Annotated in this window: 11 protein-coding genes; 5 read left to right on the top strand and 6 right to left on the bottom strand. The window is 68.5% G+C overall.

Going from position 1 to position 12524, the window contains the following annotated elements:
* Window positions 1-155 precede the first annotated feature (155 nt).
* Genes otsB through ligD form a run of 3 tightly spaced genes read left to right on the top strand, consistent with a single transcriptional unit; the run spans window position 156 to window position 4970 of the window.
* A complete protein-coding gene (gene otsB, locus ACSQ2B_RS18430; RefSeq protein WP_436052072.1) occupies window positions 156-905 on the top strand; it encodes a trehalose-phosphatase in 750 nt (249 codons plus the stop codon).
* The gene (gene otsA, locus ACSQ2B_RS18425; RefSeq protein WP_436052070.1) at window positions 902-2317 is read left to right on the top strand and encodes an alpha,alpha-trehalose-phosphate synthase (UDP-forming); all 1416 of its coding nucleotides are present in this window, start codon (window positions 902-904) and stop codon (window positions 2315-2317) included. The genes otsB and otsA overlap by 4 nt, the downstream gene beginning before the upstream one ends.
* Window positions 2318-2327: 10 nt before the next feature.
* Window positions 2328-4970, top strand: coding sequence for a DNA ligase D (gene ligD, locus ACSQ2B_RS18420; protein ID WP_436052068.1), 2643 nt, complete (start codon window positions 2328-2330; stop codon window positions 4968-4970).
* Window positions 4971-5106: 136 nt separating this feature from the next.
* Here ligD and ACSQ2B_RS18415 read toward each other — a convergent pair whose 3' ends face one another.
* From ACSQ2B_RS18415 to ACSQ2B_RS18395, 5 genes are all read right to left on the bottom strand, one after another.
* Entirely contained in the window at window positions 5107-5406 is a 300-nt protein-coding gene (locus tag ACSQ2B_RS18415) for a hypothetical protein (protein WP_436052067.1), read from the bottom strand.
* Between the two features lie 136 nt (window positions 5407-5542).
* A complete protein-coding gene (locus ACSQ2B_RS18410) occupies window positions 5543-6403 on the bottom strand; it encodes a Ku protein (protein ID WP_436052066.1) in 861 nt (286 codons plus the stop codon).
* A gap of 133 nt (window positions 6404-6536) precedes the next feature.
* Window positions 6537-7022: a hypothetical protein gene (locus ACSQ2B_RS18405; protein ID WP_436052065.1), complete on the bottom strand. Its 486-nt coding sequence runs from the start codon at window positions 7020-7022 to the stop codon at window positions 6537-6539.
* Window positions 7019-8023: a hypothetical protein gene (locus ACSQ2B_RS18400; protein WP_436052064.1), complete on the bottom strand. Its 1005-nt coding sequence runs from the start codon at window positions 8021-8023 to the stop codon at window positions 7019-7021. The genes ACSQ2B_RS18405 and ACSQ2B_RS18400 overlap by 4 nt, the downstream gene beginning before the upstream one ends.
* Window positions 8024-8587: 564 nt before the next feature.
* Window positions 8588-9631 carry a ribonucleotide-diphosphate reductase subunit beta gene (locus ACSQ2B_RS18395; protein ID WP_436052063.1) on the bottom strand — a complete coding sequence of 348 codons (1044 nt, stop codon included), beginning with the start codon at window positions 9629-9631 and terminating at the stop codon, window positions 8588-8590.
* 130 nt (window positions 9632-9761) lie between these two features.
* Here ACSQ2B_RS18395 and ACSQ2B_RS18390 point away from each other — a divergent pair, with 130 nt between their 5' ends.
* Window positions 9762-10430: a glutathione S-transferase family protein gene (locus ACSQ2B_RS18390; protein WP_436052062.1), complete on the top strand. Its 669-nt coding sequence runs from the start codon at window positions 9762-9764 to the stop codon at window positions 10428-10430.
* A 23-nt stretch (window positions 10431-10453) separates the two neighbouring features.
* The gene (locus ACSQ2B_RS18385) at window positions 10454-11521 is read left to right on the top strand and encodes a hypothetical protein (protein ID WP_436052061.1); all 1068 of its coding nucleotides are present in this window, start codon (window positions 10454-10456) and stop codon (window positions 11519-11521) included.
* Window positions 11522-11528: 7 nt separating this feature from the next.
* Here the strand turns inward: ACSQ2B_RS18385 and ACSQ2B_RS18380 are convergent, their stop codons facing one another.
* Entirely contained in the window at window positions 11529-12323 is a 795-nt protein-coding gene (locus ACSQ2B_RS18380) for a lipid A-modifier LpxR family protein (RefSeq protein WP_436052060.1), read from the bottom strand.
* Window positions 12324-12524 lie beyond the last annotated feature (201 nt).

Here is a 12524-nt window from a genome sequence, read left to right as displayed (position 1 = left end):
CCTGGGCTCCCGCCCTGCGCCACGCTTCGGCCGGGATGGCGGTCGAGGATGACAGCGACGTTCCGACCCGCCCCCGGTCAACTTCACCGTGACCTGGGGGATCGCTCCGGGTCGTTTGCGCGTTTGCCAAATGTTTCGAGGGACCGAAACTGTTCATGACGACCCAAGGGATCACGGCTGCCCTGCCGGCGCCTACAGCGTTGCGCCTCGACGAGATCGCGCTGTTTCTCGATCTCGACGGCACGCTTGCGCCCATCGCCGCGCGTCCTCAGGACGTGCGCCCCGATCCACGGCGCACCAGTCTGCTGGAACGGCTCAGCCGGGCGCTGGGCGGGCGGCTGGCGGTGGTCAGCGGCCGCACCCTGGCTGACATCGACCGCATCCTCGAGGGGCGCGTGAGAGCCGTGGCGGCGGTCCACGGGCTGATCCTGCGGGATTCCGAGGGTCGGGTGACCCAGGCCGAGCCGCATCCGGCGGTGGGCGAGGCCAGCCGTCGTTTTCGCGACTTCGCCGCCCGCGACTCCGGCCTGCTCGTCGAGGAGAAGGGGTTGAGCGTCGCCCTGCACTACCGTCTGGCCCACGCTGAAGGCCCGGCCGCCCGGGCCTGCTCCCAGGCTTTGGCCGAGGAGACCGGCCTCTACCGGCAGACCGGCGACATGGTCGAGGAGCTGCGCACGCCGGGCCCCACCAAGGGCGACAGCGTGGCCGCCTTCCTGCAGCTGGCGCCCTTCGCCGGCGCGCGGCCGGTGTTCGTCGGCGACGACGCCACCGACGAGCACGGCTTCGAGGCGGTCCAGGCGGTGGGCGGGATGGGCGTGCTGGTCGGCCCCGGCCGTCAGACGGCGGCGCGCTTCCGCCTTTCCGGGGTCGAGGCGGCGCTAGCCTGGCTGGAAGCCGCCCTATGAGCCGGCTGATCGTCGTCTCCAACCGCGTCACCCCGCCGAGCGCCGCCGGCGAGGAGAGCGTCGGCGGCCTGGCCATGGCGCTGGCCGCGGCGCTGCGCGAATACTCCGGCCTGTGGTTCGGCTGGAGCGGCAAGACCACGCCCGAATTCACCGGCCAGCTGGCGATGCAGAAGATCGACGGGGTGACGGTCGCCACCGTCGACCTCGAGGACGCCGACGTCGACGAGTACTACAACGGCTACGCCAACAAGACGCTCTGGCCGCTGTTCCACTATCGCCAGGACCTGACCGCCTACGACCGCGCCTATGGCGAGGGCTACGAGCGGGTCAACAGCCGGTTCGCCGAGACGCTGCGCCCGCTGATCGAGCCGGACGACCTTGTCTGGATCCACGACTACCACCTGATCCCGCTGGCCCGCGAGCTGCGCCAGCTGGGGGTGAAGAACCGGATCGGCTTCTTCCTGCACGTGCCCTGGCCGGCCTACCAGCTGATCACCACCCTGCCCGGTCACAAGCAGCTGGTGCAGGCGATGTTCGACTACGACCTGGTCGGCTTCCAGACCGCCGAGTACCAGCAGGCCTTCGAGGAATATGTGCAGAACGAGGCCAGCGGCGAACAGACCAGCCCGGGCCTCTGGAAGGCCTATGGCCGCACGGTGCAGGTGGGCGCCTATCCGATCGGCATCGACGCGGCCGACTTCGCCAAGCTGGTGCGTTCGTCGCGCGCGGTGCGGATGAACGACCTGATGAGGGCCTGCACCGTGTTTCGCCGGCTGATCGTCGGCGTCGACCGGCTGGACTATTCCAAGGGGCTGGAAGAACGGTTCATGGGCTTCGAGCGCCTGCTGGCCGACAGCCCGGACATCCGGCGCGAAGTGCTGATGCTGCAGATCGCCCCGGTCAGCCGCGAAGGCGTCGAGGCCTATCAGGAGATCCGCGCCCGGCTCGACGCCCTCTCCGGCCGGATCAACGGCGAGTTCGCCGACATCGACTGGGCGCCCTTCCGCTATGTGAACAAGAACTACCGGCGCGACGAGCTGGCCGGCATCTACCGCGCCGCCAGCGTCGGCCTCGTCACGCCTCTGCGCGACGGCATGAACCTGGTGGCCAAGGAGTTCGTCGCCGCCCAGGACCCGGAAGACCCCGGCGTTCTGATCCTCTCGCGCTTCGCCGGCGCCGCGCGTCAGCTGACCGAGGCCCTGCTGGTCAATCCGAACAGCCCGGAAGAGCTGGCCGAGGCGCTGAAGCGGGCGCTGGCGATGGAGCGGCCGGAGCGAATCCGCCGCTGGAGCGCTCTGTTCGATAACGTCCAGCGCGAGGACGTCACCGCCTGGCGCGACGCCTTCGTCGCCGATCTGTCGGAGATGGGGGCACAGGCGACCGCGCTGGCGAGTGGAAGAATGGCCAGTTGAAGGAGGCCCGATGGCCGTCGAACCGAAGCTCGACCGCTACCGCGCCAAGCGCGACTTCTCGAAGACCGCCGAGCCGGCCGGGGCTGAGAAGACCAAGCCGTCGAACCGGCTGCGGTTCGTCATCCAGAAGCATGCGGCCAGCCGGCTGCACTACGACTTCCGCCTGGAGCTGGACGGCGTGTTCAAGTCCTGGGCGGTGACCAAGGGCCCCTCCCTTGATCCGCACGACCGCAGGCTGGCGGTCGAGGTCGAGGACCATCCCCTCGACTACGGCGATTTCGAAGGGACCATCCCCCAGGGCCAGTACGGCGGCGGCGTGGTGATGCTGTGGGACCGCGGCTACTGGGATCCCGAGCCCGGGACCGATCCGCACCGGGGCCTGAAGGCTGGCGACCTCAAGATCGTGCTTGACGGCGAGCGGCTGAAGGGCGGTTTCGTCCTTGTACGGATGACGCGCCGCGAGCGCGAGAAGACCGACAACTGGCTGCTGATCAAACACCACGACGGCTACTCGGTCGAAGAGAACGGCGAGCGGCTGATCGACGAGGCGGTGACCTCCATCGCCTCCGGCCGGACCATGGAGGAGATCGCCGCCGGCAAGGGCAGGGGCGCCAAGCCCTTCATGACCGGCGGCCGGGCGCGGGCCTCGGCCAAGGCGGTCTGGGGCTCGAACCGCGCCCAGGATCCGCCGCCTGCCGCAGCGCCCCTGAAGACCGCGCCGCCCCCGAAGCTGAGGAAGGAGTCCGGCCTGCCGGGCTTCGTCCCCCCGCAGCTGGCCAAGTCGGTCGACCGGCCGCCGCAAGGGTCCGGCTGGGGTCATGAGATCAAGTTCGACGGCTACCGGCTGCAGCTGCGGGTGGAGGACGGCGAGGCGCGCCTGAAGACCCGCACCGGCCTCGACTGGACGCCGAAGTTCAAGGAGATCGCCAAGGACGCCGAGGTCCTGCCCGACGGCATCATCGATGGCGAGGCCTGCGCCCTGGACGCCAACGGCGCGCCGGACTTCCCGGCCCTGCAGGCGGCCTTGTCCGACGGCAAGACCTCCGACCTCGCCTTCTTCGCCTTCGACCTGCTGTTCGCTGAGGGCGAGGACCTGCGCGGCCTGCCGCTGCGCGAACGCAAGGCGCGGCTGAAGGCCCTGATCGACAAGGCGGGCAAGCGGCTGGGGCCGCGCATCCGTTTCGTCGACCATTTCGAAGCCCCGGGCGACGCCGTCCTGCAGTCGGCCTGCCGGATGGCCCTGGAGGGCATCGTCTCCAAGCGGCTCGACGCCGCCTACCGCTCGGACCGCGGCGAGACCTGGGTCAAGTCCAAGTGTCGCGCCGGCCATGAGGTGGTGATCGGCGGCTGGACGGGCGAGGCTGGCCAGCTGCGCTCTCTGCTGGTCGGCGTCAATCGCGGCGACAAGCTGGTCTATGTCGGCCGGGTGGGAACCGGCTTCGGCCGCGACACCGTCGCCCGGGTGCTGCCCAGGCTGGAGCCGCTGGAGATCGCCCAAAGCCCCTTCACCGGCCCGGGCGCGCCGAAGAAGGAGGCGAACGTCCATTGGGCCTCGCCCGAGCTGGTCGCCGAGATCGAGTTCGCCGGCTTCACCGGCGGCGGCATGGTCCGCCAGAGCGCCTTCAAGGGCCTGCGCGAGGACAAGCGGGCCGACCAGGTGGTCGCCGAAACGCCGGCCCCTGTGGAGGAGGTCGAGGTCGCCGAGCCGGATCCTGCGGCGAAATCCAAGGCCCCCCAGAAGGCAAAGGCCGGCGACAACGTCGTCCTCGGCGTGACCATCTCCAGCCCGGACAAGGCGCTCTGGCCTGACGGGGGCGACGGCCGGCCCGTCGCCAAGCTGGACCTCGCCCGCTATCTGGAAGCCGTCGGGCCCTGGATGATCGAGCACGTGAAGGGCCGGCCCTGCTCCATCGTCCGCACGCCGGACGGCATCCTCGGCGACCAGCGCTTCTTCCAGCGCCACGCCGGCAAGGGCTCCTCGTCGCTGATCGGCGAGGTGCAGGTCTTCGGCGACCACAAGCCCTACCTGCAGGCTGACCGCATCGAGGCGCTGATCGCGCTCGCCCAGGTCGCCGCCGTCGAATTCCACCCCTGGAACTGCCAGCCCTTCCAGCCCGAGGTTCCCGGCCGCCTGGTCTTCGACCTCGACCCCGACGAGGAGATCCCCTTTGATCGGGTGATCGAGGCGGCGCTGGAGGTGAAGGCGCGGCTGGAGGCGGTGGGCCTGGTCGCCTTCTGCAAGACCACCGGCGGCAAGGGACTGCACGTCGTCACGCCGTTGAAAAGCGGCAAGGGAGAAATGGACTGGCCGACCGCCAAGACCTTCGCCCAGGACGTCTGCCTGGCGATCGCCGCCGACGCGCCGGACCGCTACGTGGTCAACATGGCAAAGGCCAAGCGGGTCGGCCGGATCTTCCTCGACTATCTGCGCAACGACCGCCTTTCGACGGCGGTGGCCCCGCTCTCACCCCGGGCGCGGCCCGGCGCGCCGGTCTCCTTCCCGCTGGTGTGGAAGGAGGTGAGGCCCGGGCTGAACCCGAAGGCCTTCACCCTGCGCACGGCGCCTGCCCTGCTGAAGAAGACCAAGGCCTGGGCCGACTATTGCGACGCCGAACGCCCGCTGGCCGAGGCGATCGCGAAGTTGAAGCGCTAGCGCCGAACGCCCCCTCCGTCTCGCCTTCGGCGATCCACCTCCCCCGCTGCGCGGTGGAGGATCTGGGCTGAAGATGCTCCACCGCGTAGCGGGGGAGCTGTCGCGTAGCGACTGAGGGGGCGTTACGGCGCTGACGTCAGAGGGTGCGGCCGACGCCGTGCTGGCGGATCGGAAAGGCGGCGACGGCGGAGCGCTCCGCGCGCTTGCGCACGAAGGTCTCGACGTCGGCCCGTAGCCGGGCCAGCTGCGCCCGCGAGTCCGCGCCCTCCGCCAATCCCGCGAGGCCCACATAGGCCGGCGGAAAGGCGGCGATGCGGTGCAGCAGGACGTCGAGCCGCTCGTCGTCAGGCGAGGCTCGCCGCGGACTTCGGCCGATCAGCGTCGTCGCCTCCTCGAGAGCCGCCAGATATTCGCCCAACTGCAGATAGTCGGACATGCGGGAACCTCCAGGCTTGGCCTCCCCGTCCCTGTCCATAGATAGGTTCTCGCCAAGCTCGGCGAAAGCGGCGCCGCGGGATATCGCATATGCGCCGAGCGTCCCCGCCGTCCGCTTCGGGGGACAGCTGCCTTGATTAGGCCCGCTTTTTCGCCGCCGGCTTCCTGGCTGCGGGCTTCTTGGCCGGCGCCGCGCCCTCGCGCGCCGGCTTGCGCCGTTCGCCGCCGCCCTGGCCCAGGCTGCGTCGCAGCGCCTCCATGAGGTCGATGACCTCGGCCTCCTTCGGCTCGGCCGGCGCGGTGACGGTGGATCCCTTCTCCTTCTCCTTGATCAGGGCCCGGAGCGCGTCCTCGTAGCGGTCGTTGAACTGGCTGGGGTCGAAGGGCCCTTCCTGCTGCTCGATGATCTTGGCGGCGATCTCGATCATCTGCGGATTGGGCTTGATGTCCGGGATGCGGTCGAAGACCTCCGCCGCGTCCTTCACCTCGCCTTTGGTGCGCAGGGAATAGGCGAGGATGCCCTTCCCTCGCGGCTCGAGCGCCATCAGCCGCTCGCGCTGGTGCATGACCAGCCGGCCGAGCGCGACCTGGCCGGCCTTGGTCATGGCTTCGCGGATGACCGTGAAGGCCTCGACCGCCATGTCGCCGTCAGGAACCAGGAAGTAGGGGTCGTTCCAGTAGAGCCGATCGATGTCCTCCTCATCGACGAAGCGCTCGATGTCGAGGGTGCGGGTGGTCTCCAGCCGGACGTTCTTGATCTCGTCGTCGGTGATGACGACGTAGCGGCCCTTCTCGATCTCATAGCCCTTGACGATCTCCGAGCGCTCGACCGGCCCCGTCTCCGGGTCCGTCGGGATCATCTTGATGCGGTTGTGGGTGGTCCCGTGCAACATGTTGAAGTGCACCTCGCCGGTGCGGGCGGTGGCGGTGTAGAGCGCCACCGGGCAGCTCACGAGGCTCAGGCGCAGGTAGCCCTGCCAGGTCGGACGCGCAGCCATGCCGGTCTCCGGAAGAAATCCAGAGTCGGAAACGCGGGTGTAGGGGAGAAAGTTCGGGGTCGGGGGCGGACGTCTCAGCCATGGCGATCGCTGGAGATGCGCGGCGCAGCGGGGGTAAGTCGCGCCGTTGGCGTCAAGCTCCCGCGGGCGGAGCATCGTCCACCGTCTGGAGCCTGACGCAGGGGATGTCGCTAAAGGCGCCGCTGGGGCGGTTTGCGCCCGCGCGCTCCGAGAGAATTTCGTCTTCGTGGAACCAGCCGACATCGTGGAACCGCGGGTCTGCGGCGAGCGCGTCGCCAAATCGGCTCATGAGTTCGACAAAGTCGCGGTGGTCCCCGCCGAAAATCCGCCAACGCGCGGACAAGTCCTGAATGATCACCAGATACCCCTCGATCAAGGACACCTGGCACCAGAGCCGCAGTTTCCCGCACCGGAAGCGGAAATCCCAACCGCGATGAGCAGCGGATTCCACGGCCCTTACCTGGCACCCCAGGCCCGCGAAGATGCTGCTTAAGGCGGCGGCGACGGGCCTGCCGCCCAGCTGGACAAAGTCCGTCTCGCTCTCAATCTGCTCCGTGGGGAGGTCGGAGGTGAACTCCGCATAGGTGCGGAGGGTCATCGCTGACCGTCGTCCGGACCGAAGGAATCGATGGGCCAGCCAAGGCCCCCCAAGGTCCCAAGGGCGGCGGCCTTGGTCTGCCACGGCGTTCCGTACCAGGCGCGGGCAGCCGGGCCATATTTAGTCCAGCCCAGCTTCTTGCCACTCCAACCACCGCCGCCGAACGCCGCCTTCACTGGACCGCCATGGTACTTGGGATCGATCGCATAGTGATACTGGTAGAACACTCCTCTGGGCGTCCCAGGCGGGGGTAGCTTTCGGTTGAAGACACTCTCACTGATGATCGCCGGAATGGGTCTGCCGCCGGGAAGCTTCGTGGCCCGCGGTAGCGGGGCATGGCTCCCCATCGTCTTTGGATCGGGCGTGGCCATGTAGTTGACGACACGATCGGGAGTGCCGGGCGGCAGGTCTGGGATCGCGGCGCGGCCCTTCGAGAGCGCTCGAAGCTCCGGGATGCTCCTGAGTTCGGCGGCCGCACCGATCAGTCCCGCGACATTGAACAGGCCCTCGCCGACATTCATACCGGTATTGAACTGGTTGCGAAATTCGCCCGCGGGCGTTGGGGCCAAGAGCGCAGGCTTCGCGTGGAGATACACATTCGAACCGACGCCAGTCCGGTTAAGGTCGCTGAGGATCTTATGTGGATTTGAGCTCCGGTTGGCCACATAATCCAACGCGCCTTTACCCGCCCGGAACACGTCATCCCACGCGGCTTGGCCCTTCGGTGAGCTCTCGGCGTCCGTCGGATCGAAGAGCCGGCTGACAAAGTTCAGGCCCGCAAACGCGTCTTGCCCTGCGTGGAATGCGCCACGGGGCACCCCCGTCGCCAGGCCAGCAATTGATCCGGCTTCACCAGCCAGCCTCTTGGCGACCTCACTTCGAGTGGGCCAGCCTACTCTAGGCTGGGCAGCCTCCTCGGCTTCGATCCGCCGTCGGTAGTCTTCGTGCTCACGTTGCTTGCGCGCGACATACTGCTTTCTGGATTCCGCCACCACTGCCATTACACCGGCAGAAGCCGGCGCCCCTTACCAGCCAATCGTAGAGCACGGCCAGCGCGCCCACTCGCCTCATGATGGCGTGGTTCGGCCCGACGTCAAGAACATATCAAGAACTCCGGTGTCTGAAGTCTGCTCTCGAAAGGCATTCTAGCGATGGGATTGCCCATCCCAGCGATCGCCTGTCCGCGAACGTCACGTGGTCGTGGCTAGGTGTTCGTCAGGACACTAGGAGCCATAGATCTCATGGCGGCCATAATGCCCGCCGGTTTCGGCAACTCAAGGACGGCGGCGAACGCCGCCGCCGCGTCGCGGCGCGCCCACAGGGCGCGTCCTTGACTTGCCGAAACCGGCGGGCTCGCATCTGCCGTGAGATTTAGCGCGGGGACGCGTCCGAAGACGCGCGCCCTCCAATATGTGTCATCCCGGTTTCGCGAAGCGAACACCGGGACCCATGAACACGGCGTGTCGATTTGAAGCGGGACCGTTGTGCGCGAGCGGGCTCGTCCGGTGTTCATGGTTCCCGGACAGCCGCTGCGCGGCTTCCGGGATGACATGTGAGAAAGGGACTCACTCCGCCGGTAGGGTGCTCTCCGAGCGCTTCGACAGCATCTTGTCGAACTCGGACCAGACGCCGTCCTGGCCATGCCATTGGCCGCGGGTGGCGGCCTTGGAGTATTCGGTCGAGCGGGCTTCGAAGAAGTTGGCGTGCTCGACGCCCGACAGCATGGCCTGCAGCCAGGGCAGCGGGTTTTCCTTGGCGCCGTAGACCTCCGGCAGGTCCAGCTGGCGCAGGCGCCAGTCGGCGATGAAGCGGATGTATTTCTTGATGTCGTCCGGGGTCATGCCCTGGATCTCGCCGGCCTCGAAGGCCAGGTCGATGAACTTGTCTTCCAGGCCCACCACCGTCTTGCAGCAGTCGACGATGTCGTCGGCGACCGACTTGGTGACCGCGCCGGTCTCCTTGTTGAAGGCGTGGTAGAGTTTGACGATCCCCTCGCAGTGCAGGCTCTCGTCGCGCACCGACCAGGAGACGATCTGGCCCATGCCCTTCATCTTGTTGTGGCGCGGGAAGTTCATCAGCATGGCGAAGCTGGCGAACAACTGCAGCCCCTCGGTGAAGCCGCCGAACATGGCCAGGGTGCGGGCGATGTCGGCGTCGGAGTCGACGCCGAAGGTCTGCATGTAGTCGTGCTTGTCGCGCATCGCCTGGTAGTCGAGGAAGGCCGTGAACTCGGCCTCGGGCATGCCGATGGTCTCGAGCAGCAGGGCGTAGGCGGCGATGTGGATCGTCTCCATGTTGGAGAACGAGGCCAGCATCATCTTCACCTCTGTGGGTTTGAAGACGCGGCTGTAGCGCTCCATGTAGTTGTCGTTCACCTCGACGTCCGACTGGGTGAAGAATCGGAAAATCTGGGTGAGCAGATTGCGCTCTCGATCGTTCAGCTTGGTGGCCCAGTCTTTCAGGTCCTCGCCGAGCGGGACCTCTTCGGGCATCCAGTGGACCTGCTGCTGCTTCTTCCAGAAGTCGTAGGCCCACGGATAGCGGAACGGCTTGTAGGCGAACGAGGGCGTGAGCAGGCCGGACAGCTGGCGGGTTTTAGGCTTGGTCACGGACATCTTACCTCGGACGGAATCGCTCGGCGGCGGAACGACCAGATGAGGGTAGCAGCAGATACTTCAACATCTAGCGCCAAGTTAACGCACCCTCCCAACATGTTGTGAACAGCCTGGGGATAACACCATGCCTGGCTACATCGTCTACGGAGCCCGCGGCTCCGGCTCCACAGCGGTCGAAGCGGCCCTGACGCTGGCCGGCGCGCCCTATGAGGTCGTCGAACTGGCGCCCTTCGACAGCGCCTCCGACGCCGCGGCGCTCGCCCCCATCAATCCGATGCGCCAGGTGCCGGCGCTGGTCCTGCCATCAGGCGAGTTGATGACCGAGAGCGCCGCCATCCTGATCCATCTGGCGGAGCGGCATCCGGACGCAGGCCTGGCCCCCGACGCCGCCTCGCCGCTGCGGCCGCGCTTCCTGCGCTGGATGAATTTCATCTCCGCCCAGATCTACGCCCTCTACTGGGTCCGCGACGACCCCAGCCGGTTGGCGGCGGACAAGGCCCATGAGGCGGTGCTGCTGGAGCGCACGGCCGCGCGCATCCGCCAGTCCTGGGCGACGATGGACGCCGGGATCGAGCCCGCCGGACGCTTCCTGCTGGGCGACGGGATCTCGATGCTGGACCTCTATCTGACCGTGGTCTCGCGCTGGGGTCCGCGGCGGGCCGCCTTCTACGCCGCCGCCCCGCGCCTGGCGCCCATCGTGCGGGCGGTGGACGTCGAGCCCCGGCTCGCCAGCTTCTGGGCCGAGCGGTTTCCCTTCGACGACGGCCGGGAGGTCGAGGCTTTGCCTGGGTGACGCCTGGCGCTAGGTCTCCCGTCATGAACGATCGCGCAGATCGCGCCCAGGCGCTCGCCGAGGAGGGCCGCGCCCTGCAGCGCCAGGGCCGGCTGGAAGCCGCCGAAACGCGCTTGCGCGAGGCCGTCGCGCTCGCGCCGACCGCCGGCCGGCTGCACGATATCGCCGTCATCCGCCAACTGCTCGGCGACCACGCCCAGGCCGAGGCCGGCTTTCGCCAGGCCCTGGCGCTCGATCCCGCGGCCCCGCGGATGCGCGCCTCGCTCGGCCTGTCGCTGCTGGCGCAAGGCCGGCTGGCCGAGGGCTTCGTCCTCTACGACGCCTGGCGCCAGATCGCCGACAGCGAGACGCGTCCGGCGCCGGACCTCGGCGCGCCGCTCTGGTCGGGCGAGGAGCTGGCGGGCAAGAACGTCCTGGTCTGGGGCGAAGAGGGCTTCGGCGACCAGATCATGTACGCCCGCTTCGCGCCCCTGCTGCGCGAGGCCGGGGCCGAGGTGATCTGGGTCTGCCACCCGGCGCTGGTGCGCCTGGTCCGCGAAGGGCTGGGCATGCCGGCGATGGCGGCCCAGGGCGCGCTCGCCATCGAGGGTCTGGACTATGCGGTCCCGACCAGCCGCCTGCCGGTGGTCTTCATGCAGCGGCTTCAGGCGCCGCCGCCCGCCCCCTATCTGCGGCCCCCGCGGCCGAACGCGATCGAGGGCCTGAGGGTGGGGGTGGTCGCCCGCGGCAACCCGGATCACGACAACGACCGCAACCGCTCCCTGCCGCCGCCGGCGGCTGAGGCGTTGATGGCCCTGCCCGGCGCGGTCAGCCTGCTGCCGCAGGACACCGGCGCGCGCGACTTCTGGGACACCGCCGGGATCATCGCCGGCCTCGACCTGGTGATCTCGGTCGACACCTCGGTCGCCCATCTCGCCGGTGCGCTCGGCAAGCCCGTCTGGCTGCTGCTGCCGGCGATCGGCTGCGACTGGCGCTGGGGAACGGGGCGCAGCGATTGTTCCTGGTACGGCGCGATGCGGCTGTTCCGCCAGACGACGGCTGGCGACTGGGCCGGCGTGCTGGACGAGGTGCGCGCGGCGCTGGGCGGCTAAGCCTCGCCTATTGCCCCGGCCTGACGGCGAAGGAGAAGGCGACGAGGGTGTCGGGCTTGGATTCGTAGCCGTAGTAGGTGTGCTCGGCCTTCACCTCGCGATGGAGGACGCCCAGCGACGTCTGCGTCGCGCCCTTGCGCCAGCCGACGCCGACCTGGGCGTCGCCGACAAGCTTCGAGCTCTGGTCGGTGGTCCAGCCGGCGCGATCCCAGCCGCCCTCGCCGTGCAGCATGTTGAGGCCGACGGCGCGACCGCTGGCGGCGGCGAACAAGTACCAGCGGCCCGTGTCACCGAACCGCGCGCCGTCGCTGACGCCAATCGCATTGAACCCGGCCAGAACCGCGCGATCCTTCTTTTTGCTCAGCTCCAGCCGGGCGCCGGCTTCGGCCAAGCCGCCCTGCGGGGTGACGCCCACCGCCGCGTGCGGCGAAAGGTCGACGCCGAAGCGCCGGGTTTCGAACGACACCGCGCCTGGCCAGTCGCGCACCAGGCTGACCTCATAGGCCTGGGCCTCAGCGGCGCGGGCGAGCGCCAGGCCGCCCGGACCGGCGAGCGGATCGGCGACGCTGACGCGCAGCCGGGATTTGGGGGTCAATTGAACATGGGTGGAGCGCCAGGCGTACGAGGCGGCGTCGGCGTCCGGCGTGGCCTGGTCGAACAGGGCGGTGAGCGAATCCTGAGGGGCGAGCGTGAGGGACGGTCCACGTCCCGGCTCAGCCGCATCAACGGCGCCCGCAGCGGCGAGCCCGCAAATTCCAACCCCGCAAATTCCGACGAGGTGCAGCCCAGCCCAGCGCCGCATATGCGCCTCCCAGCCCGCAGTAAACCGCGGATGAAGTTAGCTTTTCATACCTGAGTTAGAACGTCGACATCAAAAGAGTTCCAGCAAGTTCGGCGCCAACGGCGGACCGATCTGAATAGCGCGCAATCACTGAGCAGCCGATTGGCGTCGAGGCGCCGAAACGCAAAGGGCCGGAGCAGGGTTCCCCTGTCCGGCCCGTCC

Origin of the sequence: Phenylobacterium sp. LjRoot225, from assembly GCF_964252855.1 — a bacterium.
Classification (GTDB): Bacteria; Pseudomonadota; Alphaproteobacteria; order Caulobacterales; family Caulobacteraceae; genus Phenylobacterium.
This window is presented reverse-complemented; position numbering and strand designations above follow the sequence as displayed.